General features: G+C 60.8%; 20 protein-coding genes, 1 pseudogene and 1 riboswitch. Of the genes and pseudogenes, 7 read left to right on the forward strand and 14 right to left on the reverse strand.

The genetic code is table 11. The features are described 5' to 3' along the window. The first annotated feature begins 141 nt into the window (after positions 1-141). Together ACSQ2Z_RS08375 and ACSQ2Z_RS08380 are read left to right on the forward strand one after the other, a co-directional pair. Entirely contained in the window at positions 142-1,431 is a 1,290-nt protein-coding gene (locus ACSQ2Z_RS08375) for a glucoamylase family protein (protein ID WP_436080774.1), read from the forward strand. Between the two features lie 36 nt (positions 1,432-1,467). After that, positions 1,468-2,325: a (2Fe-2S)-binding protein gene (locus ACSQ2Z_RS08380; RefSeq protein WP_436080775.1), complete on the forward strand. Its 858-nt coding sequence runs from the start codon at positions 1,468-1,470 to the stop codon at positions 2,323-2,325. 18 nt (positions 2,326-2,343) lie between these two features. Here ACSQ2Z_RS08380 and ACSQ2Z_RS08385 read toward each other — a convergent pair whose 3' ends face one another. Continuing rightward, positions 2,344-3,117 carry a CbtA family protein gene (locus ACSQ2Z_RS08385; RefSeq protein ID WP_436080776.1) on the reverse strand — a complete coding sequence of 258 codons (774 nt, stop codon included), beginning with the start codon at positions 3,115-3,117 and terminating at the stop codon, positions 2,344-2,346. Between the two features lie 194 nt (positions 3,118-3,311). Continuing rightward, positions 3,312-3,488 carry a CbtB domain-containing protein gene (locus tag ACSQ2Z_RS08390; RefSeq protein WP_113005357.1) on the reverse strand — a complete coding sequence of 59 codons (177 nt, stop codon included), beginning with the start codon at positions 3,486-3,488 and terminating at the stop codon, positions 3,312-3,314. Positions 3,489-3,536: 48 nt separating this feature from the next. After that, positions 3,537-3,799, reverse strand: a riboswitch (cobalamin riboswitch). A gap of 266 nt (positions 3,800-4,065) precedes the next feature. Between ACSQ2Z_RS08390 and ACSQ2Z_RS08395 the strand changes: the two genes are divergently transcribed. Then, a complete protein-coding gene (locus ACSQ2Z_RS08395; protein WP_436080777.1) occupies positions 4,066-5,832 on the forward strand; it encodes a bifunctional diguanylate cyclase/phosphodiesterase in 1,767 nt (588 codons plus the stop codon). Between the two features lie 178 nt (positions 5,833-6,010). Here the strand turns inward: ACSQ2Z_RS08395 and ACSQ2Z_RS08400 are convergent, their stop codons facing one another. Further along, entirely contained in the window at positions 6,011-6,535 is a 525-nt protein-coding gene (locus tag ACSQ2Z_RS08400) for a hypothetical protein (protein WP_436080778.1), read from the reverse strand. Positions 6,536-6,693: 158 nt separating this feature from the next. Between ACSQ2Z_RS08400 and ACSQ2Z_RS08405 the strand changes: the two genes are divergently transcribed. Next, positions 6,694-7,194 carry a ferritin-like domain-containing protein gene (locus ACSQ2Z_RS08405; protein ID WP_436080779.1) on the forward strand — a complete coding sequence of 167 codons (501 nt, stop codon included), beginning with the start codon at positions 6,694-6,696 and terminating at the stop codon, positions 7,192-7,194. A 44-nt stretch (positions 7,195-7,238) separates the two neighbouring features. On the opposite strand, the pseudogene ACSQ2Z_RS08410 reads toward ACSQ2Z_RS08405, so the two are convergent. The 7 genes and pseudogenes from ACSQ2Z_RS08410 to ACSQ2Z_RS08440 all read right to left on the reverse strand — a co-directional run. Continuing rightward, a pseudogene (locus ACSQ2Z_RS08410) lies at positions 7,239-8,200 on the reverse strand (ABC transporter substrate-binding protein); the annotation flags it as partial. A 4-nt stretch (positions 8,201-8,204) separates the two neighbouring features. Then, positions 8,205-9,632: a gamma-aminobutyraldehyde dehydrogenase gene (locus ACSQ2Z_RS08415; RefSeq protein WP_436080780.1), complete on the reverse strand. Its 1,428-nt coding sequence runs from the start codon at positions 9,630-9,632 to the stop codon at positions 8,205-8,207. A gap of 75 nt (positions 9,633-9,707) precedes the next feature. After that, complete coding sequence (locus ACSQ2Z_RS08420) at positions 9,708-10,523, reverse strand: ABC transporter permease (protein WP_436080781.1); 816 nt, start codon at positions 10,521-10,523, stop codon at positions 9,708-9,710. Further along, positions 10,513-11,463 carry an ABC transporter permease gene (locus ACSQ2Z_RS08425; protein WP_436080782.1) on the reverse strand — a complete coding sequence of 317 codons (951 nt, stop codon included), beginning with the start codon at positions 11,461-11,463 and terminating at the stop codon, positions 10,513-10,515. The genes ACSQ2Z_RS08420 and ACSQ2Z_RS08425 overlap by 11 nt, the downstream gene beginning before the upstream one ends. After that, positions 11,460-12,458 carry an ABC transporter ATP-binding protein gene (locus tag ACSQ2Z_RS08430; RefSeq protein ID WP_436080783.1) on the reverse strand — a complete coding sequence of 333 codons (999 nt, stop codon included), beginning with the start codon at positions 12,456-12,458 and terminating at the stop codon, positions 11,460-11,462. Before ACSQ2Z_RS08430 ends, ACSQ2Z_RS08425 begins: the two co-directional genes overlap by 4 nt. Positions 12,459-12,640: 182 nt before the next feature. Next, positions 12,641-13,801, reverse strand: a complete 1,161-nt coding sequence (locus ACSQ2Z_RS08435; RefSeq protein WP_436080784.1) for an ABC transporter substrate-binding protein — start codon at positions 13,799-13,801, stop codon at positions 12,641-12,643. Between the two features lie 132 nt (positions 13,802-13,933). Then, positions 13,934-14,845, reverse strand: coding sequence for a LysR family transcriptional regulator (locus ACSQ2Z_RS08440; RefSeq protein WP_436080785.1), 912 nt, complete (start codon positions 14,843-14,845; stop codon positions 13,934-13,936). Positions 14,846-15,012: 167 nt separating this feature from the next. Between ACSQ2Z_RS08440 and ACSQ2Z_RS08445 the strand changes: the two genes are divergently transcribed. Beyond that, positions 15,013-15,936: an alpha/beta hydrolase gene (locus ACSQ2Z_RS08445; RefSeq protein WP_436080786.1), complete on the forward strand. Its 924-nt coding sequence runs from the start codon at positions 15,013-15,015 to the stop codon at positions 15,934-15,936. A gap of 59 nt (positions 15,937-15,995) precedes the next feature. Here ACSQ2Z_RS08445 and msrA read toward each other — a convergent pair whose 3' ends face one another. Continuing rightward, positions 15,996-16,640: a peptide-methionine (S)-S-oxide reductase MsrA gene (gene msrA, locus ACSQ2Z_RS08450; protein WP_436083024.1), complete on the reverse strand. Its 645-nt coding sequence runs from the start codon at positions 16,638-16,640 to the stop codon at positions 15,996-15,998. Between the two features lie 301 nt (positions 16,641-16,941). On the opposite strand from msrA, the gene ACSQ2Z_RS08455 reads away from it, so the two are divergent. Further along, entirely contained in the window at positions 16,942-17,343 is a 402-nt protein-coding gene (locus ACSQ2Z_RS08455; protein WP_436080787.1) for an ACT domain-containing protein, read from the forward strand. A 4-nt stretch (positions 17,344-17,347) separates the two neighbouring features. On the opposite strand, the gene ACSQ2Z_RS08460 is transcribed toward ACSQ2Z_RS08455, so the two are convergent. Beyond that, positions 17,348-19,348 carry a CocE/NonD family hydrolase gene (locus ACSQ2Z_RS08460; RefSeq protein WP_436080788.1) on the reverse strand — a complete coding sequence of 667 codons (2,001 nt, stop codon included), beginning with the start codon at positions 19,346-19,348 and terminating at the stop codon, positions 17,348-17,350. Positions 19,349-19,410: 62 nt separating this feature from the next. Here ACSQ2Z_RS08460 and ACSQ2Z_RS08465 point away from each other — a divergent pair, with 62 nt between their 5' ends. Beyond that, on the forward strand, positions 19,411-19,746 hold the full coding sequence (locus tag ACSQ2Z_RS08465; RefSeq protein ID WP_436080789.1) for a hypothetical protein: 336 nt from the start codon (positions 19,411-19,413) through the stop codon (positions 19,744-19,746). A gap of 47 nt (positions 19,747-19,793) precedes the next feature. On the opposite strand, the gene ACSQ2Z_RS08470 is transcribed toward ACSQ2Z_RS08465, so the two are convergent. Both ACSQ2Z_RS08470 and ACSQ2Z_RS08475 read right to left on the reverse strand, forming a co-directional pair. Beyond that, positions 19,794-20,240, reverse strand: a complete 447-nt coding sequence (locus tag ACSQ2Z_RS08470) for a type II toxin-antitoxin system VapC family toxin (RefSeq protein WP_436080790.1) — start codon at positions 20,238-20,240, stop codon at positions 19,794-19,796. Further along, a complete protein-coding gene (locus ACSQ2Z_RS08475) occupies positions 20,240-20,485 on the reverse strand; it encodes a type II toxin-antitoxin system Phd/YefM family antitoxin (RefSeq protein ID WP_436080791.1) in 246 nt (81 codons plus the stop codon). Before ACSQ2Z_RS08475 ends, ACSQ2Z_RS08470 begins: the two co-directional genes overlap by 1 nt. Positions 20,486-20,519: the final 34 nt, after the last annotated feature.

Consider the following 20,519-nt stretch of genomic DNA (forward strand, 5'->3'; position numbering starts at 1 on the left):
TGCCGCTCGTAGGAAGCAAAAAGTGTAACACAGGTCATCCGTCAGGCGATCCTTTCGTATAATGGCAAGTTCAACAATCGGTGATTTGCCGATGCATCAGACTTGTGGTGAAACTTGTGGTTGACTGGAGTGCTTGATGAAATGCTTTTGAAAAACGACACCGACGCGGTCCTCCTCGACCGGTTCCAGCAAGCGGCGTTCAGTTACTTCCTTGAATACGCCAATCCGGGCAACGGGCTGATCGCCGATACGTCTCTCCCCGGCGCCCCGTCCAGCATCGCAGCGACAGGTTTTGGTCTTTCCGCCTATCCAGTCGGCGTCGAGAGGGGCTGGATGAACCGGCAGGATGCGGCGGCAAGGACACTGGCTACGCTGCGTTTCTTCGCGCAAAGCCCGCAAAGCCGCGATAAAAGCGCGACAGGGTACAAAGGGCTCTACTATCATTTCCTCGACATGAGGAGCGGGCAGCGGACGTGGCGCAGCGAGTTGTCGTTGATCGACAGCGCCCTTCTTATCTCCGGCATGCTGACGGCCGCGGCCTATTTCAACCAGGAAGACGAGGTCGAGGCTGAGATACGCTCCTTTGCGGCGATGCTCTATGCGCGCGCCAACTGGGCCTGGGCGCTCGACGGCAAAGGGGCATTCTGGCTTGGCTGGAAACCGCGGAGCGGCTTTCTACCTCATCGCTGGGAATCCTACAGCGAAGCGCTCATCCTCTATGTTCTGGCGCTTGCCTCTCCTTCCTATCCGATCGGCAGGGAGAGCTACGATGCCTTTGCCGGGAAATTCGACTGGATGGCGGTGGGAGGAAAGCCGTTCCTCTACGCCGGACCGCTGTTCATTCATCTTTTTTCGCATGCCTGGATCGATTTCCGCGGCATTCGCGACGCAGCCGTCGCGGCGAACGACACGGATTACTTCGAAAACACCCGGCGGGCGATTGCCGTGCAGCGCGATTATGCGCTCAGCAATCCTGGCGGCTTTGCCGGCTACGGTGCCGATATGTGGGGGCTGACTTCCTGCGACGGCCCCTTGCGGCCGCGCCGTCTGCAGGATGGCCGCCATCAGCGGTTTTCTGGCTATACGGCGCGCGGTGCGCCGTTCGGACCGGACGACGGCACGATCGCGCCCTGGGCGCCGCTTGCCTGCCTGCCGTTCGAGCCGAAAGCTGCGATCGCGGCTGCCCGCCATATCGTCCTGGCTTATCCAGGCGTGATCGAGGAAGGGCGGTTTCTCGGCAGTTTCAATCCAAGCGTTCCCGGCAAGACGGCCGAAGGATGGCTCAACAATCGCAGCGTTGGACTTGACCAGGGCATCCTGTTGATGATGATCGAAAATCATCGCACCGGCCTCATCTGGAACCTGATGCGGGAATTGCCGATCATTCGGCGTGGCTTGAAACGAGCAGGCTTCTCCGGCGGCTGGCTTTGAGATAAACGGGCAGCCGGCACAGAAAAGGCGGCGCCTTTGGACAAGAACACAGATACCGGCGGTTGGCCGGCCTCTCCGTGGAAAGAGGACGCGCAAGCGGCTATGGCCTGGCAGGCGCAGCGATTTCCGCAGGTTGCGGCCTCCCTTGCCGGTGACGGCGCGGATTTTCCGTTGGTGACCGACGTATGGCGCAATGACAGTGCCGAGATCGCCGATCTCTTGCACTACCAAGGCCGGTTTGCGGCAGGAATGGATGATCGCACCAAGGGCGCCCATCTGGTCGCCTTCTACAGCCACCAACTCAGCATCGCTGCCGGTGCCCTTTATCTGAGGACCGGGCTGGTGCCGGATCTCGATCCGGGAAGCCTCGCTTTCCGTTTTGAACCGTATGCCCCGAAGAACGCGGGCGAGGGCGCGCTGGCCTGCCCATCCGATGCCCGCCGCTTTCATTTTCGCTTCCGCCGTTTTCGCCGTGGCCGTGACAATGCACCCCTGTTTCACGACAGCTTCGTTGCCAGCCTTGCGCCGGTTATCGAAACGGTGAAGGCCCGTACCGGTTTGTCATCGGTTGCACAATGGCGGCTGGCCGCCGACGGCATTGCCGGTGCTTTTCTCGAAATAGGTGCGGCATCGGCGCAAGAGGAACAAGCGATGGTTTCGGCGCTCGCGATCGTCAACACCGAAGGTTCGCCGCTGAAGTCAGACGCACTGCGCTATCAAAAGGTCGCCGCGATCATGGATGGCGTGCCGGTCGAGCGCATTTTTCGGCTCAGAAGCGGTTGCTGCCTGTATTACCGAACGGATGGTGGGACCTTTTGCGATGTCTGCGTGCTTCTCGACGAGGAGACGCAAAGAAGCCGCCTGCGCACCCATCTTGAACGCACAGGCGGCTGAGATGGCAAGCCGGTTTCGTTACGCCGATTTCAGGAAGCGGTCGTTGAAAAAGCCCGAGACAAGGCCGAGCACGATCCACGAGGCGAGCGCGGTTGCCAGCGCGGCGACAGCGAATTCGGCGCCGAGAACGGCCGGAACCGGGCTCGAAATATCCGCAGGCTGCGGTGCGCCGTAAACATGCGGCGCGGCGAGCACCGCCAGACCGGCGATTTTCGCAGCGATTTCGTGGCGCAGTGCAAGGAGATAGAGGCCTGCGCCGGAGAGCAGGACCGTCGCCATCCACCATATCTGCCGGTCATGCAGGTCGGCGGCTGGAAAGCCGGGCAATTCCGGTGGCAGGCCGATGGCGGGCAGCATGTGGACCGCCAGCCAACCGCAAGCGCCCCAGAGGACGCCGTTGCGAAGCGTGATGGGATAGCCGATCAGCAGGCTGATGCCGGTCAGCAACAGGCTGAAACCTGTGCCGGTCACGAGATTGGCGAGCAAGGTTCCTGAAAAGCGGCTCATGCCAAACATGATGCCGCCTTCGTCCTCATGCTCGCCCTCATGGGCGTAGGCCGGCGTGATTGGAGAGAATGCCGCAAGTATTTCGCCGATCGTGGTTGTCTGCTTGAGCGACGAGTGCTGTTGCTGCCCGTCTGTGCCGGCGGGCTGTTCCGTCGCGGGCTCCTTGCCCTCATATTCTTCGGCATGAAGGATGATCGGAACGACCCGCGCAGTCTGCGCCACCGTCGTAAAGACACCCGCAATCAGTCCGGCCACCAACGCGGCCAGAAGCGTTTTGACAATCATTTCGATACCCCCAGGTTCAAGCGGAGCGGATGCTCGTCAACGCTCTCTGGCTTGCTATGTTTGAAAACCCCACGGCAAATGCCGCCCGGTACCGCAGCACGGGCGCATGTACCATCGATGCATGGTTTCCATGGAAACCCGCATTCTGTTGCCGGATTGAATGCGAAAAGCGCGCGGCTTCTCACATCAGCCGATCAATGGCAGGGAAAACCGTAGGAGTGGCGAACGTCGTGTGCGGTGTCGTGCAGCACTGCGGAATTCGCGAGACCGGCGCCGAAAACCAGGAATCCGCCGATCAGAAGGGCGAGGATACCGGCGGTGATGCGGTCGTTGAGGGAGAGCGGGATGCTCGAAACTGTAGACGTAGCCATGACAACCTCCGTGATGGCGCGTGGGAAACTTCCCACCAAATGGGCACAATGCCCCTTTATCAACCGGCAGGTTTCCTGGCTCGCGGCGTCAGGTGCTTGGCACCAGTGAACCTGTCTCGCCTTCCCAAGGTGCGGGCCAGGCCCGCCGCCGCAGTGGCTTTTGCCGGATTAACCGGCATGACAAATTCCGACCGCTCTACAGTCGCGGGGTCGGCCGTGATTGAGATGCCCAGCATGGGTCCATCCGTCACGTTCCCATTTACTCCCCGGAAACGTTCGCTTCCAAGGGAACCAATTGATCCGACGATGATTATGATGTCGCCCTGCTCATGTCAATTCGAGGTTACGACGCGCGATGCCGCTTTGCCGTCCCATTTGCCCAAGTTCGCTTGCACATGTATCTTTCCAGGTTAAGCGCAAATTAGACGGTGTACGGCTATTTGTCATGAAATAGCATTGAATGGTTGATTGTATTGCGGATTACATTTCGCGTTTTTGTGAGGCAATATTTCTTTAGGAACCTTGCGGCAGAATGCCGCGCACGTCCGCATGGAAAGAGTCATTCATAGAGAAAACAATGAAGGCGGCGAGGTCCGAACAGGAATTTCAGAATATTCTTCGGAGACTGGAGCTTGCGCTTGACGCCTCCCGGATCGGCGTATGGGAACACGATACGCAGAAGGATGAAGTCGTCTGGGATAAGCAGATGCACCTGCTCTATGGAACCGGCAGGACAAACAAGCGCGTCAAGGCGGCGTTGTGGATCAAGGCGGTCCATCCGGATGACCGGGAGCAGGCCGAGGCGGATTTCAACTATGCCCTCAAGGGCAAAGGCAACTACTCGTCAGAGTACCGCATTGTTCTACCGGACGGTAAAGTTCGCTATCTCCGCTCCAGGGCGCATTGCTTCGAGCAAGACGGAAATATCACCTTCATCGGCGTGGAATGGGACGTGACGGCGGATGTCCTTCTCAATCGGGAACTGCAGCGGCAGAAGGCCATTGCCGAAAAACGCGCAGTTGAGCTCGAGGCGAGCGCCCGCAGGATCGAATACGCGGCCGAACACGACTACCTGACCGGGCTGCCGAACCGTAGGTTCTTCGATCGCAGATTAGGGGAACTTTCAGAGGATGCCGGGCTGGAAAAGCTCGCCATCCTCCATATCGGCCTCGACCGGTTCAAGCAGATCAACGACACGGCGGGGCATTCGGTGGGCGATGATGTGCTGAAATCGACCGCCGGCCGGATTGTCGCCGCTTTACCGAATAGCGCCTTCGTCGCTCGCATAGGCGGCGACGAATTTGCGGCTCTTGTTGCAAACTTCAACTCCGTGGAAGACTTGAAGACGGTTGCCGAACGGCTGGCGCAGCAATTGAAGCAATCGATATGGCACAATGACGAAGTGCTGCGCACCGGTGCCTCGATCGGCCTGGCTTCCGCCACCGGTAGAAATATCGCCAGCCTGCTCGCGGAAGCCGATGTCGCCCTTCATCGCGCCAAGAGACTTGGCCGGGGCAGGGTGGAGGTATTCTCGGCGCACCTCAAGGCGCAGCTCAACAACGAGCGCCGCGTTGCCAAGCAATTTGCGCGCGGACTGGAGAAGGGAGAGTTTGTTCCCTTTTACCAAGCGCAGGTCGATGCGCGGACACGCCGCATCGTCGGCCTGGAGGCTTTGGCGCGGTGGCGCCACCCGAAACGCGGGGTTCTGTTGCCGGGCGAATTCATCGATGTCACGGGAAATCTCGGCATGCTGGATGATCTGGATGCCGCAATCCTGGAGGCGGCGTTGAAGGATCGCCGCGCCTGGATGCGGCAGGGCGTGCGCGTTCCACGGATCGCGGTAAATGTTTCGGCAGCGCGGTTGTCCGATCCGCTTTTGATCGACGAGTTGCAGCAACTGGATGTCGAGCCGGATACGCTGTCATTCGAACTGCTGGAGACGATCTTTCTCGACGAAAGCGAGGAAGGCGTACTTTCCAATGTTGCCGCGCTGAAGAATATGGGCATTGACATCGAGATCGATGATTTCGGCTCGGGCCACGCCTCGATCATCGGGCTGATGAAGGTGAAGCCGCGGCGGCTGAAGATCGATCGGCGGCTGGTATTTCCGATCACCACCTCGCGCGAACAGAAGCGTCTGTTGCGCTCGATCGTCGATATCGCCAAAGCGCTAGACATCGAAGTGGTGGCCGAAGGGGTCGAGACGCCGGAGCATGCCAAGCTTCTGACGCGCCTGGGCTGCGATGTCCTGCAGGGTTATGCGATCGCCTATCCCGTCTCGGGGGCTGAGATACTGGCGCGGCTCAGGGAAACACAGAACGCCGCACTTGCCGTCCAGTTTTGACGGGTTTTCTGCAAAAGGTATCCAAGAGGCGAGTAGACGCATTGGGCGCGGCGTCCGTTCGCACCATTGCGTTCCCGGGCCGATCGCGCCGATGGAGCAGAACGAGTTGCCTCGTATCAGCTGGTATCTGGATGAGATCAGCCGGGCGAGTTGGCGGCCGGGTTCATGGCAGCGCGGTTCATGGCAGCCGTCCGCGAACCTCGGTGATCTGGTACGACCATTTGGGCGCGGTTGGCTCCACGCCGTAGCGGTTTGGGAAGGTGAAGAAGGTTTCGAAGCTCTGGCTCTGGCCCGCGGGAATGCGCGCCAGAATGAGGGCGGTGTCCTCACCGAGCGTCCTGCACTGGTTATCCGGGCAATCGTCTAGCGTCACAGACAGTTTGAAATAGTCGAGATTGAAGCTACTTTTGTTCACCGCCGTGCCGGTCGCACGATAGCTCGTGTCCGGCTGGTTGCGGGTGAACGCCAGTCCTTCAACGGAGATGTCCTGCGGAGTCAGCGCCGGTTGTGTCTGCTGTCTGTTCGGATTGCTCTCCGTGTTGGGAGAGTTGCCGCCTTCATTGATCCAGATGATGAAGGCGATGATCAACCCGCCCGCAACCATCAAACTCAATACCGGCTCGGCAAATCGCCGGAAGCGCGACGAACGTGTCGCGAAATAGACAATCAAAATGCCTGCGAGCGCAGGAAATATCCAAATCATCAAAGTCCTCCCGCTCTTTATATAGGCGGGGCGTTGACCCGAGGGAAGCGGCGCACGACGTCGGGCGGCGATTGCAATGCGAGGCGGAACAAAGTGCGCGCCAACCCGTTTCCCGTCTGTCGTTCCGACGCTTCAAATCACGGAAAAGGAGGAAACCAATGGCACAGAAAGCCCTGGAAGACCTGTTCTACGACCTGCTCAAGGACGTCTACTATGCCGAACGCAAGATCCTGAAGGCCTTGCCGAAAATGGCCAAGGGCGCCCACGACCCCAAGCTGAAGGCGGCGTTTGAAAAACATCGCGACGAAACCGAAGGCCAGATCGAACGTCTGCAGCAGGTGTTCGAAATTTTTGGCAAGCGCGCAGTCAGCAAGAACTGCCCAGCGATCGACGGCTTGATCGAAGAAGGCGAGGAAGTTCTCGAAGACTTCAGGAATTCACCGGCGCTCGATGCCGGCCTGCTGGCGGCAGCACAGGCCGTCGAACATTATGAAATCGCGCGCTATGGGGCGCTGAGGACGTGGGCAACGATGCTCGGTCTCAAGGATGCGGTCAAGCTGCTCGATGAAACGCTGCAACAGGAAGGCAAGACTGATCACGACCTGACGGCATTGGCGGAAGCCTCGATCAATGCGATGGCTCTCAAGAAGGCCGCATAATAACATTCCATTAAAATGGCCGGAATTTACCCCCGGCCATTTTGCTATATCAGGCTGATCCAATAGGATCCTCTGAAGGGCACCGCGGCAAAGCGCTCGTTGATTTCCGTCAGCGTTCCCTCCGGATCGACATCGGCAAACAGCTCCGGCCGTAGCCACTGGGCAAAGGCTTCGCGGCGAGAATATTCAGCGGCACGGCATTGAAGAAATTCCACAATCCATGCACGCGGCCTTTCTGCACGGCGGAGAGATTGGCGAGCACCGGACTTTTCACCGCCTCTCCAAGCGTCTTTCGGGCCTCCTCGGCCGGGACACCGGGACCGATGGAAAAGGCACTGTAGGTGCCTCCTGGCGATGCGGTGGCGATATAGACATCCGGGTCCGCAGCGATCAGGTATTCACTGCTGACGATGCCGCCCTGGCGCGGCAGGTTCCCATTGGCGATATTGCGGCTGCCGGTGATGCCGATGAACTCGCCGAGGCCTCCGGTGCCGTAAGCGTAGCAGCAGCGATCCGGATTGGGGAACGCATCCATCAAAACGGTCGGGCCGGGTTCGGGATGGGCCGTGACGCGATCGGTTATGCGCTTCAGGTGCTCCCCGTAGAAATCGGCGAAGGCGTTTGCCTGTTCCTCGCGTTCGAGAATCTTGCCGAGCAGGCGCATGTTGCCCGGCGTGTTCTTCAAGGGATCATTGTTGAAGTCGACGACGAAGACTGGCACGCCGGTCGTTTCCAGATAGTCGATCGCCCGTTTTCCGAGTTCGCTATCCGCCTGCCAGTTCGCCATGATGGCGAGGTCCGCCTTCACCGACAGGATGGTCTCGAAGGACAGGCCGCTACCGGTGCCGTCGCCGATGATCGGCACTTCGGCAAGCGCTGGAAATTTTTCGACGAAATCCTTGTAGATTTCCGGATTGTCGCCAGTGCTGGTCAGCGCGCAACTTAAAAGACCGCGTCTTTGAAAGGCGCGGTCTTTGGACGTGACGTCGGCCTGCCAGCCGGCGAGCGTTTTATCCGTGATTGATCATCACATGCCGGACAGCCGTGTAATCCTCCAGCGCATAGATCGACATGTCCTTGCCGTAGCCGGACTGCTTGACGCCGCCATGCGGCATTTCATTGGTCAGCATGAAGTGGGTGTTGATCCAGGTACAGCCATATTGCAGGCGAGATGCCGCCTTCATCGCCTTGGAGATATCCTTGGTCCAGACGGAGGAAGCAAGGCCGTAGTCGCTGTCGTTCGCCCAGGTGACGGCCTGGTCGTTGTCGGTGAAGCGGGTGACAGAGACGACAGGGCCGAAGACCTCCCGCCGGACGATCTCGTCTTCCTGGGTAGCACCGGCAACGACGGTCGGCTGGAAGAAGAAGCCGTCCTTGCTGCCGAGATTGCCGCCCGTGGTAATCTCGATGTGCTTCTGTTCGCTCGCGCGCTCGACGAAGCTTGCCACCCGGTCGCGCTGGCGCTTGGAAATCAGCGGCCCGATCTCGTTTTCGGTGTCGTCGGCGAGATTGTAGCGGATGGTCGAGACGGCGGCGGTGAGGTCGGCGACCAGCTTGTCATAGATGCCGTCCTGGGCGTAGATGCGGCAGGCAGCCGTGCAGTCCTGGCCTGCATTGTAATAGCCGAAGGTGCGGATGCCATTGACGACCGCCTCGAGGTTGGCGTCGTCATAGACGATGACCGGGGCCTTGCCGCCGAGTTCGAGATGGGTGCGCTTGACGGTCTTGGCAGCCGCCTGCAGCACCTTCTTGCCGGTGGCGATATCGCCGGTGATCGACACCATGCCGATCTTCGGATGGTTGATCAGCGTGTTGCCGACCGTTTCGCCGCGACCGAGGATGACGTTGACGACGCCTTGCGGCAGGATATCGGCGAGCAGCCGCGCCATTTTCAGCGCCGTCAGCGGCGTCTGTTCGGAGGGCTTGAAAACCACCGTGTTGCCGCCGGCAATCGCGGGCGCCAGTTTCCAGGCCATCATCATCAGCGGATAGTTCCACGGCGCGATGGAGCCGACGATGCCGATCGGATCGCGGCGGATCATCGAGGTGTGGCCGGGCAGGTATTCGCCGGCGACAGTGGCATGCAGCGAACGGATGGCGCCCGCAAAGAAGCGCCAGCAGTCGATGATGGCCGGCAGCTCGTCATTGCGCACGGCATTGATCGGCTTGCCGCAGTTCAGCGCCTCGAGGGCGGCAAAGGCGTCGGCATCCTTTTCGATGGCATCGGCGATCTTCAGGAGGTAGGCGGAGCGTTCGGCGGGCGTCGTCACCGACCAGCTGGAAAAGGCCTTTTCGGCCGCGTCGACAGCCCTTTCGATCTGCGACTGCGAGGCTTCGGCGAGATCGATGATCTTGGCGCCGGTTCGTGGGTTGAGGATCAGTTCCTCCGCTTCGGTCCCGGCCTCGAATGTCGATCCGATCAGCAATTGCGTATCCATGTCCGTTCTCCCTTGTTTGCTGGCGTCTGTTCCTGTCGGAAAGCCGGTGTCCGCTTTTTCGAAACAGGCGCGTGATTATTTGCCGGCGCCGGCGATCTGGTCGCCGTCACGCGTGAGGTAGTAGGCCGCCAGGATCGGCAGGAAAGTCACCAGCATCACCACCATGGCGACGACATTGGTGACAGGCCTCTGGCGCGGGCGGATGAGTTCTTCGAGCATCCAGATCGGCAGCGTCGATTGTTGGCCGCCGGTAAACGTGGTGACGATGACCTCGTCGAAGGACAGCGCGAAAGCGAGCATGCCGCCGGCGAGAAGCGCCGTGCCGATATTCGGCAGGATGACGTGGCGGAAGGTCTGGAACCCGTCGGCGCCGAGATCCATCGAGGCTTCGATCAGCGAACCGGAGACGCGGCGGAAGCGGGCGACGGCATTGTTGTAGACGACCACGATGCAGAAGGTCGCATGGCCGAGCACGATGGTCCAGAAGGAGAACGGGATATCGGCAAACGAGAAGGCCGAGCGCAGCGCGATGCCGGTAATGATGCCGGGAAGGGCGATCGGCAGGATAACGAGCAGCGATATGGCTTCCCGGCCGAAGAAGCGCGTCTGGCTGACGGCGGCAGCGCAAAGCGTGCCCAGCACGAGGGCGATCGCCGTCGCAATCGTTGCGACCTTGACCGACAGGGTAAGCGCTGCCCAGACGTCCGGCCGGTTCCAGGTGACCGCGAACCATTGCAGCGTCAGGCCCGGCGGCGGAAACTGATAGCTCTTTTCCTCCGTGGTGAAGGCATAGAGGAAGATCAGGAGGATCGGGATGTGCAGGAAGGCGAGCCCGCCAATGGCGGCGGCCTTCACACCGAGCGGCGCAGCGTTGGAGCGGTCAGAGCGCATCGAAGGCCCCCATGCGTTTGGCCATCCAGAGATAGAGGCCCATGATGACGATCGGCACGACGGTGAAGGCGGCGGCGAGCGGGATGTTGCCGGCCGTGCCCTGTTGCGCATAGACGGCCTGGCCGATGAACAGCCGCGACGAGCCGACGATCTGCGGAATGATGTAGTCGCCGAGCGTCAGCGAAAACGTGAAGATCGAACCGGCCACGATGCCGGGCAGAGCGAGTGGGAAGAGTACGTAGCGGAACGTCTGCTGTGGCGTGCCGCCGAGATCGGAGGAGGCCTCGATCAGGTTGGTCGGCACACGCTCAAGGGCTGCCTGGATCGGCAGGATCATGAAGGGCATCCAGACATAGACGAAGACGAGGAAGGTGCCTGTATAGCTGACCGAAAGCGAATTGCCGCCGATGACGGGAAGCGAAAGCCAGCCGTCGAGCAGCCAGAGCAGGTTGAGTTTGGTGAAGGCCCAGGTGAGGATGCCTTCCTTGGCGAGGATGAGCTTCCAGGCGTAGATCTTGACGAGGTAGCTCGACCAGAGCGGCAGCATGACGCCGAGATAGAAGACGGCCTTCCATTTGCCCCTGGCGTAACGGGCAGCGTAATAGGCGATCGGGAAGGCGATCAATGCCGAAAACAACGTGACCGTGGCAGCCATGACGACGGTGCGGACGATGATGTCGAAGTTCGCATCCGAGAGCAGCTGCCTGTAGGTCGCAAGCGTGAACTCGTAATTGATCAGCCCGGAGAAATCATCGATCGAGAAGAAGCTCTGCAGGAGCAGGGCGAACAGCGAGCCGAGATAGATGATGCCGAGCCAGAGAAGCGGCGGGCCGAGCAGGATCGTCAGGAGCACATACGGATGTTTCCAGAGGAAATCCGAGAGGCTTCCCGTCAGGCCGGGCCTGTTCGGCAGGATCGTTTGCGTGGCGACGGCGCTCATGCAGCCTCCATCAGATGAAGGTCGTTGCGCGAGAAAGCGAGCTGAACCTCAGCGCCGATATCAGGCATGGGCATGGCGGCGGGGCTGGCAACGATGATCTTCTCGCCATTGCAATCGACGCTGATGCGATTGACAGCACCGAGGAAACTGCGCGCCGTCACCCTGCCGGGCAAGGTGAGCTGTTCGGCCCAGGAGGTGCCGATGGCGATGGCTTCCGGCCGCAGGCTGGCCGCCGTTGCCGGCACCCCGAGCCTTGCGCAGGTTGCGCTGGAGAGAATATTCGACGAGCCGACGAAATCGGCGACAAAGCGGGTCTGCGGCCGCTTGTAGATATCTTCCGGCGTGCCGAGCTGCTGGATCCTGCCGTCGTTGAAAACGGCGATGCGGTCGGCCATGGATAGTGCCTCGCCCTGGTCATGAGTAACGAAGACGAAGGTGATGCCGAGCGATTTCTGCAGGCTTTTCAGTTCCTCCTGCATCTGCTCGCGCAGCTTGAGGTCAAGCGCGCCGAGGGGTTCGTCGAGCAACAGCACCTGCGGCTTGTTGACGAGCGCGCGGGCGAGCGCGACGCGCTGGCGCTGGCCGCCGGAGAGCTGACCCGGCCTGCGCTGACCGTAACCCGGCAGCTTGACCATGGCGAGCGCGTCTTCGGCTGCCTTGCGGCGTTCCTGCCTGCCGATGCCCTTGACCATCAGGCCATAGGCGACGTTGTCGAGAATGGAGAGGTGCGGAAAGAGGGCATAGTCCTGAAATACGGTATTGACGCTGCGGCGATAGGGCGGCACGCCCTCGGCGGTCTCTCCGAAAATCTCTATATGGCCGCCGGTCGGCTGCTCGAAACCGGCCATCAGCCTGAGGCACGTGGTCTTGCCGGACCCGGACGGGCCGAGCATCGCGAAGAATTCGCCGGCCGCGATCTCAAGGTCGACCGCATCGACGGCCTTGACGGTGCCAAAATGGCGGGAGACGTTTTCGAACAGGACGGCGGCGGTCATGGGTATTCCTTGCTCGGCAAGCTATTGATTGGGCTATCACACAGGTCGCGGTGATCTCCCCCTTGAGGGGGAGATGTCGGCATAGCCGACAGAGGCCCGCCCCGCATATGAGGAGAGTTTACCCCCTCTGTCACTTCGTGACATCTCCCCTCAAGGGGGGAGATCAGATCCGAACTCGCCGTTTACCGGCCGCCGATGACACCGATATAGTCCGACACCCAGCGATGATAGGGCACGCACTCGGTCTGGCTTTGGCATTTGGAAACCGGCGTCTTCCAGAACTTGATCTTCGCAAAGTCGTTGTAGCCGTTAGCCGCGCATCCTTCGTCGGTCAGAAGCTCGTTGCCCTTGCAGGCGGACGGGACCGACGGAACGGTGCCGAACCAGGCCGATACGTCGCCCTGAACCTTGGGCGACAGCGAGTGTTCCATCCACATATAGGCGCAGTTGGGATGCGTGCTTTCGGCGTGCAGCATCGTCGTATCGGCCCATCCGGTCGTACCCTCCTCCGGGAAGACCGAGTTGATCGGCTGTTTTTCGGCCTTCAGGAGGTTGACCTGGAAAGGCCAGGAGCCGGACGCAACGACGCCCTCGTTCTTGAAATCGTCGATCTGGATCATCGCATCATGCCAGTAGCGGTTTGCCAGCGTGCGCTGGACGCGCAGAACGTCGAGGGCCGCCTTGTACTGGTCTTCATTCAGTTCGTATGGGTCCTTGATGCCAAGCTCGGGCTTGTGGAACATCAGGTAGTTGGCGGCGTCGGCGACATGGATCGGTCCGTCATAGGCCTGGATGCGCCCCTTGTTGGACTTGCCGTCCGGCAGGGTCATTTCTTCGAACACGACGTTCCAGCTCTTCGGCGCTTCGCCCTTGAAGGCCTCGGTGTTGTACATCAAGACGTTCGGCCCCCAGACATAGGGTGTGCCATAGTGGGTGCCGTTGACCGTATGCCATGGCGCGTTCTGAAGGCGCTCGTCGATGGTCGACCAGCTCGGGATCAGGGCGGTATTGATCGGCTGGACGCGCTTGCCGGCAACCAGACGTAGCGACGCGTCACCCGAGGCGGTGACGAGGTCGAAGCCGCCTTCGTTCATCAGCGCGACCATTTCGTCCGAGGTTGCCGCCGTCTTGACGCTGACCTTGCAGCCGGTGTCCTTTTCGAAACTGGTGACCCAGTCATAGGCCTTGTCGGTCTCGCCGCGCTCGATATAGCCGGCCCAGGCGACGATCGACAGTTCGCCTTCACCCTTGCCGAGTTCCTTCAGCGGCTCCAGAGCAAAAGCATGGGTGGTAAAAGCGAGCGAAAGGGTGAGCGCGGTGCAGGATTTCAGAATCTGCTTCATCTTCAGTCTCCCGGTTTTGGTATCCGTGTTTTCACGGTCTTTGTTCCCGGAGTAAAAGGTGCCTCTATTTTGCCGCTTTCGCAAATTCATTAATCAGAATGTTGCTATCGGTTTTTCCGATAACGACCGACTTTACCGGGACCTGCCGGTACGAAGCGCTTCTGCAACCCCGATGAAGTCCTTGGCTGATTGCGGCAACCCGGAGCCCTTGCGCCAGACCATGCCGACCTGAACCACGGGCAGGGCGCCGGAGACGTCCCGGCTTTCGATTCGGTCGCCTTCCAACGACCAGGGCCGGTAGACGAGATCCGGTAGCAGTGCGATGCCGGCGCCGGTGGCGACCAGGCTGCGTACCGCCTCGACCGAGCGGGTACGGAAGGCGACATGCGGGCGGGCGCCGAGGGCCGTCAAAAGCTTGCCGGTATTCTCCTCGATTTCGTCGACTGTCAGCATGATCAACGGCTCCTTGGCGATATCGGCAACGGAGATGATATCCGCCGAGACCAGCGGATGGCCGAGCGGCAGCCAAAGACGGTAGGGTGAGGTCTCGATGATTTCCGCCTGCAGCGCCATGCGGTCGCGCAGGTTGGAGATGACCATGACGGCGACATCGAGTTCGCCGCCGACCAAGAGATGTTCGAGATAGGAGCCATTGTCTTCGATGGCACTCACCTCGACCTCCGGGCAGGCGCGGCGATAGCGGGCGAGAAAATCGGAGAGTACATAACCGGCAACGAGCGAGGTGACGCCAAGATTGAGCTTGCCGCCGGTGCGCTCAACCCGCTCCTGCGAAAACGAGCGCCGCGCATCCGAGACGCCGGCGAGGATTTTGGTTGCATGACGCAAGAACTGGTGGCCGTTATGGGTGATATGCAGACCGCGCGGGTGGCGCTCGAACAGTTCGACGCTCAGGTCCGTCTCCAACTCCTTGATGGCTTCGGTGATCGAGGATTGCGAAATCGACAGATTCTGCGCCGCCCGGGTGACAGAGCCCTGTTCGGCGACGGCGACGAAATACTGGAGCTGACGGAGTGTGAAGGCCATGGCCTAGCTAACACGGGCGGAGGGGGGAGTGGCAAGGTGGAATTAGGTGCGATACCAGTCTTTGATGGCAACGTCACTGACATGAGAAGCGATCCAATTTGCCGGTTTTCGGATAGCGCGCCCAATGGCTTTTGATAGGCTTAATACCGAGAGCAGGCGAAAAGATAGTGGATACGATGCAGCCAAAGCCTTTCCCCTCTGAACCCGGCATTCTGGCGTTCCATAAACGCTGCGAGGCGTTTTATCCGGCCGATGCTGTCGATGCGCCGATCGAGCAGCAGCGCAGATGGTATGACGCGCTTTGCGCCGAATTCGATGCGCCGTCGCCGGAAGGGCTCACGCGGCTAGACGAACTGGTCGGCGGCGGCGTTCCCGTGCGCCGCTATCGTCCGGCGGAGATCGCCACGCAAACACGGATTCTCTACATCCATGGAGGCGGTTGCGTGGTCGGATCGCTCGAAAGCCACGACGCCATCTGCGCGGAGATTGCGCATGCGGCGCGAGCCGACCTGGTGTCCGTCGACTACAGGCTGGCGCCAGAGCATGTCTGGCCGGCCGCCTTCGACGACTGTTTCGAGGTGCTGACCTGGCTTCTCGCCGATGGCCGGCCGCTGGTCGTCGCGGGCGACAGCGCCGGTGGCAACCTGGCGGCGGGGATTGCGCTGAAAGCCAAGGTGGAGGCAGTTGGCGGTATCGTCGGGCAGGTGCTGATCTATCCGGGGCTCGGTGGTGACCTGACGTCGGGCTCCTATGCAGAAATGGCCGAGGCGCCGGGCCTGTCGACGGCCGATGTCCTCTACTATCGGGACGTGCTGAAGGCGCCGCCGGAGAATCCCTTTGCTCATCCGCTAAAGGCCGGCGACCTCTCCGGGTTGCCGCCGACCTATATTTCCTCGGCGCATTTTGATCCCTTGCGCGATGACGCCGCGGTCTACGCTGAGCGCCTGATCGCCGCCGGTGTGATTGTGACCTATCGCGACGAACCCCAGATGGTCCATGCGTGGATGCGCGCCCGTTATATGAGTGAGGGCGCGCAGGAAGGTTTCCGTCAAATTTGCCTCGGGGTCAGTGCTCTCGTAGGAACGCTTTAGTTCTTTGTTTCATGCCTGTCGTTGCCCCAAAACCGTTGCACACTTTTGGGCGACATGCATTAGCCCTTGGCCTTCAGGACCAGAACCGGCTCGGGGCTGAATTTCGCCGGGAACAGCGCCCTCAAGTTCTCGATCTTCGGCAGGTCGTTATAAACGATGTAGGGGTAGGTCGGATTGAGCGTCAGGAAGTCCTGGTGGTATTCCTCGGCCGGATAGAAGGCGGTCATGTCCGAGACCTTGGTGACGACCGGTTCGCCGAACACCCCAGCCTGGTCGAGTTGGGCGATATAGCTTTGCGCGATCTTCTGCTGCTCGCCATTGGTGGTGAAGATTTCCGAGCGGTATTGCGTGCCGTGATCCGGGCCCTGATAGTTCAACTGTGTCGGATTGTGTGCCACCGAGAAGAATATCTGCAGCAGTTGACCGTAGGTGACCTCTTTCGGATTGTAGGTGATCTCGACTGTTTCTGCGTGACCCGTCTTGCCGCTGCTGACTGTTTCATAGACAGCTGTCTCCTTGGCGCCGCCGGAATAACCGGAGACGGCGTTTTTCACGCCCTTCACGTGCTGGAAGACACCCTGCACGCCCCAGAAGCAGCCACCGGCGAAGACGGCCTTTTCGGTCATCGCACTTGCCGTTTCGTCGACAGCGGGAGGAGGAATGACGACCGCTTCTTCGGCGGCGTTGCCGAAAGTCGAGGACATCGCGAAGAGTGCGGCAGCGATCACGGTCGCGCCAAGGCCGAGCACGAGGGAGCGTCCGGTCTTTCGCGGGACAGATTGTGTTTTGATGGACGGCATGGCATTCCTCCTGTTCTAACGCGGGCGCAATATGGCTCACGGCCTGAACCCGGCGACATTACGCCTTTGCTTCATGAGCAAACTGTGGCCCGCCGCTTGATCATGGGTCAAATCGCAAATGCGTGCGTAACGCCAAAGTGAAAGGTCGCCTTTGGTGGTACACGCTTGCGTGATGGGCGAGCGGCCCGGAGGCAAGGAAACGGAAATGGCGGCTATTACCGATCTCGACGTGCTCCTGCGCGACATGCGCCCGGACTTGCGCCCCGCAGACTATGTGTATTGCACGGTGGCGGGCGAGGAGGCGGGCGACTGGCCGTCGCTGTCGCCGCTTGGTTTCTTCCGCGAGGACGAAGGCTTGACGCTGATCCTCGAGCGCACAGTGGCAGACAAGGCCGGCCTGCCTTATGGCCCGGTGATGCGCTGCATCACGCTGACGGTGCATTCGGCGCTCGAGGCGGTTGGCCTGACGGCGGCGGTTGCGGCAGCGCTGACGCGGCATGGCATCAGCGCCAATGTCGTTGCAGCCTACTACCACGACCACATCTTCGTGCCGTCGCAAGACGCGGAACGGGCGCTGATCGCCCTGGCAGAGGCAATGCCGGTCTGATTCCTTACATGAAGTCACGCGGTACGCGCTTCTCGAAGGTCTTTTCGAATATCTGCGTTTCGCCTTCGAAGGCCGTGACCGAGGCGGAGGTCAGCCAGTCGGTTGCGGTGCAGGAGATTCGCGAGATCGAAACGGTTTTGACAGACCAGTTTCCGCGTTTGGCAATGCAGGTCCAGGTGGAGAGGCCGGTCATCGACAGCGGATCGTTCGCGACAATCGTCCAGATCTCGTTGCGAATATCCTGCGTGGCAAAGCCGGTATCCGGGTGTTCGAAAAGGCCGGTGTCCTCGAAAATGTAGTAATGCGTCTTGCCCGTCGTCATGTCGCGCTCGACGCGGCGGCTGGTTTTTCCCGTCGCGTGTTCGATATATTTCGGCAGCGGATCGGGGTTTTCCGGCTCCGGCATGGTGATGACCTGGTGGTCGCCGAGTTTTGGCAAGGCAAGCCCGAGCGAGGCGAGGTCGAACGTCAGTCCCGGATCGGACGGGGCGGGCAGAACCATCGGCCAGTAGGATGTCGAGAGCGACAGGCGGATGCGGTGGCCGGCGCCGAAGCGGTAACCGCAGGCATCGAGCACCAGCCGGATCTGCGTTTTCCGTCCCTTCTCCATAGGCTTCGGCTCGGCATAACCGTCGCGGTGCGCCAGATTGAGCACGCCGAAGGTGACACGGGTCGCCGAGCCATCCGGGTGGATATCGACGAGGCGTGCGATGAGGTTTGCCCAATCGCCGTCGCAGGAGAGTTCGACGGTGAGCACCGGCTGGCCGAGATAGTCGACCGCATGGGTCAGCGGCGCGGTCTGGAAGGTGAGCGAGCCGGCATCGTCGATCCGCTGGTCGCCCGCCATTTCGGCGTCCGGCTTGAGCGTGAACCATTCGCCCGCAGCGGTGCCCATATCGAGTGGCGATCTCAGATAGGCGTCGTGGTCGTGGGCGCCGGCGATCGGCATGCCTTCCTGCAGGCTGCCGAATTGGTCGACATAGAAGCACTGCATTTCCGGCGGCTGCCATGTGTCCTTGGCGATCCAGAAACCGGGCTCAATATCGCGTCGCAGCGCCGGCTTCGGGCCATCGAGAATGAAGGCCCGCATCTGCGGCAGGTTTTCGACGCCAGTGTCCTCGTCGCGCAGCCAGCGGTTCCACCAGGCGATGGCCTCGCCGTGGAAATCGGCCCGCGGCTTTGGCCAGGCGAAATGCGGATATTTGTGCACCCAGGGGCCGATGAGGGCTTTCACCCGATCGCCCATCCCTTCGGCCGCCTTCATCGGCGTGTTGCGGTAGCCGTCGGCCCAGCCGGCGATGACCATGGCCGGCACCGGGAAACCGTCGAAGTCCTCGCAGATCGAGCCGTGCTTCCAGAAGGCGTCACGGCGCTGGTGCTCCAGCCATTCCTCGATGAAGAAGGGTTCGAGCGCCAGGCGTTCCAGCCACATCTGCCTCCACATATCGCCGACCAGTGCCGGATCCGGCGAACGGGACTGGTAGGCGAGCATCGTTGCCGCCCAGGAGAGTTGCGCGGAAAGATGCGTGCCGTTCTTGTAGTGGATATCGTCATTGTAGCGATCGACGGTCGAGGCGATCGAGATCACGGCCTTCAGCGCCGGCGGTTTCAGCGCCGCCACCTGCAGGCAGTTGAAGCCGCCCCAGGAAATGCCCATCATGCCGACCTTGCCGTTCGACCAGGGCTGTGCGGCGATCCAGCCGATCAACTCGCAGCCGTCGGCCTGTTCGCGGGGTGTATATTCGCCGTCGATGACGCCATCGGATTCGCCCGAGCCGCGGATGTCGACACGGATGCCGGCGATGCCGGCGGCAGCGAATACCGGATAGGTGGATTCGTCACGCGGGCTGGTGCCGTCACGCTTACGATAGGGCAGGTATTCGAACACCGCCGGCACCGGGTTGCGATCCGCACCCTCCGGCATCCAGATGCGCGCGGCCATCCGCGTCCCATCCTTGAGGACGATCCATTGGTTCTCGATGACGGTGAAATTGCCTGTGGTCATGTCCTGGTCTTTTCTGCATGCTGTCGCGGCCGCATTTCCGGCGGCATCGCGGGAGGACGAGAATGTTGAAGATAAATGTTTTGGCGGGCGTTTTGATCCTTGCCTTTGCGGCTTCCGCCTTGGGTGACGACGCGCCACCGCTCCCGGCTTGCGCGCTGTCGGGCGCGACCAGCGTCATGATCGGCGGGCAGCCGGCGCTCAGGTTGTCCGACGTCGCCAATTGTCCGCCCGATCTCTACGAGGTCGTGCCGAGCATCTTCATCGAAGGGCAGCCCATCGTGCATTTCCGTTCCGGCGCCGGCGCGAAGGGCGACTGCTCGGCAAAGGGCGATCCGTCGGTTATGCTGGACGGCGAGGCTGCGCAGCGCACCGGCGATGTCGCCTGCACAGCGAAATGACGGCGTTCTTTGCCACGCAGAGATCGCGGTTGCCCTGGAGACGGCGTTCATGTCGTTGGCAAACCTTCGTAGGGATTGAGGCAGGGAACCTGCATCGTTTTGAAGTGGCGGGTGTTGCGCGTCAGCACGGTTAGGTCCTGCGTCATCGCCGTCGCCACAATCGCCGCATCCTCATAACCGGGGTCGCCGCCAATTCCATTGGCTTTGTCGAGCAATCGTCCGGTAAGTCGGGCCGTGTTGAGATCGAGCGTCAGGATACGGCTGGCATAGAGATGGACGATGCTGTTCAGCCAGCTGGCCAGGTCGCCGGCCTTTTTCGACGCACCCTGTCGCTCCGCCTTTGCAACGCCCAACTCGACTTCCGAGATGGATATGACCGACAGGAACAGTCTGTCGGAGTTGTCTTCGATCCAGTTGCGCACTGCCGCTTCTTCGGGTGTGTGGAGACGTCTTGGGCCGATCAACGACAGGATGTTCGTATCGAGAAGGTACATCAGAACGACTGATCGCTCAGCGCGCGCGCAGGCTTGCGGTCCGGGATGTCGCCGTCCTCCAGAGGAGAATGGGTGAGCAGCCAGCCGAAACTTGGAACGTCGGCAAGCCGGCGATATTCGTCATAGGACATGATGACGGCCTCCCTGCGACCATGTCTCGTAATGATCGACGCTTCGCCATGCAACGCCTCGTCCACGACGGACGAGAGCGTTGCCTTGGCGTCTCGCAACTGAATTTCCTTCATAGGGCACCTTTTGTGACTACTGTAGTCATTTTAG

The sequence above is a fragment of the Pararhizobium sp. LjRoot235 genome (assembly GCF_964254145.1).
Taxonomy (GTDB): Bacteria; Pseudomonadota; Alphaproteobacteria; order Rhizobiales; family Rhizobiaceae; genus Pararhizobium.

Excerpts from the sequence above, each read along its gene's own strand:
- ACSQ2Z_RS08440 (WP_436080785.1), bottom strand. The coding sequence starts at position 14,845 with ATGGCCTTCACACTCCGTCAGCTCCAGTATTTCGTCGCCGTCGCCGAA.
- ACSQ2Z_RS08455 (WP_436080787.1), top strand. The coding sequence starts at position 16,942 with ATGGCGGCTATTACCGATCTCGACGTGCTCCTGCGCGACATGCGCCCG.
- ACSQ2Z_RS08425 (WP_436080782.1), bottom strand. The coding sequence starts at position 11,463 with ATGAGCGCCGTCGCCACGCAAACGATCCTGCCGAACAGGCCCGGCCTG.
- msrA (WP_436083024.1), bottom strand. The coding sequence starts at position 16,640 with ATGTCCTCGACTTTCGGCAACGCCGCCGAAGAAGCGGTCGTCATTCCT.
- ACSQ2Z_RS08435 (WP_436080784.1), bottom strand. The coding sequence starts at position 13,801 with ATGAAGCAGATTCTGAAATCCTGCACCGCGCTCACCCTTTCGCTCGCT.
- ACSQ2Z_RS08415 (WP_436080780.1), bottom strand. The coding sequence starts at position 9,632 with ATGGATACGCAATTGCTGATCGGATCGACATTCGAGGCCGGGACCGAA.
- ACSQ2Z_RS08400 (WP_436080778.1), bottom strand. The coding sequence starts at position 6,535 with ATGATTTGGATATTTCCTGCGCTCGCAGGCATTTTGATTGTCTATTTC.
- ACSQ2Z_RS08475 (WP_436080791.1), bottom strand. The coding sequence starts at position 20,485 with ATGAAGGAAATTCAGTTGCGAGACGCCAAGGCAACGCTCTCGTCCGTC.
- ACSQ2Z_RS08405 (WP_436080779.1), top strand. The coding sequence starts at position 6,694 with ATGGCACAGAAAGCCCTGGAAGACCTGTTCTACGACCTGCTCAAGGAC.
- ACSQ2Z_RS08420 (WP_436080781.1), bottom strand. The coding sequence starts at position 10,523 with ATGCGCTCTGACCGCTCCAACGCTGCGCCGCTCGGTGTGAAGGCCGCC.
- ACSQ2Z_RS08390 (WP_113005357.1), bottom strand. The coding sequence starts at position 3,488 with ATGGCTACGTCTACAGTTTCGAGCATCCCGCTCTCCCTCAACGACCGC.
- ACSQ2Z_RS08395 (WP_436080777.1), top strand. The coding sequence starts at position 4,066 with ATGAAGGCGGCGAGGTCCGAACAGGAATTTCAGAATATTCTTCGGAGA.
- ACSQ2Z_RS08385 (WP_436080776.1), bottom strand. The coding sequence starts at position 3,117 with ATGATTGTCAAAACGCTTCTGGCCGCGTTGGTGGCCGGACTGATTGCG.
- ACSQ2Z_RS08465 (WP_436080789.1), top strand. The coding sequence starts at position 19,411 with ATGTTGAAGATAAATGTTTTGGCGGGCGTTTTGATCCTTGCCTTTGCG.
- ACSQ2Z_RS08430 (WP_436080783.1), bottom strand. The coding sequence starts at position 12,458 with ATGACCGCCGCCGTCCTGTTCGAAAACGTCTCCCGCCATTTTGGCACC.
- ACSQ2Z_RS08470 (WP_436080790.1), bottom strand. The coding sequence starts at position 20,240 with ATGTACCTTCTCGATACGAACATCCTGTCGTTGATCGGCCCAAGACGT.
- ACSQ2Z_RS08460 (WP_436080788.1), bottom strand. The coding sequence starts at position 19,348 with ATGACCACAGGCAATTTCACCGTCATCGAGAACCAATGGATCGTCCTC.
- ACSQ2Z_RS08375 (WP_436080774.1), top strand. The coding sequence starts at position 142 with ATGCTTTTGAAAAACGACACCGACGCGGTCCTCCTCGACCGGTTCCAG.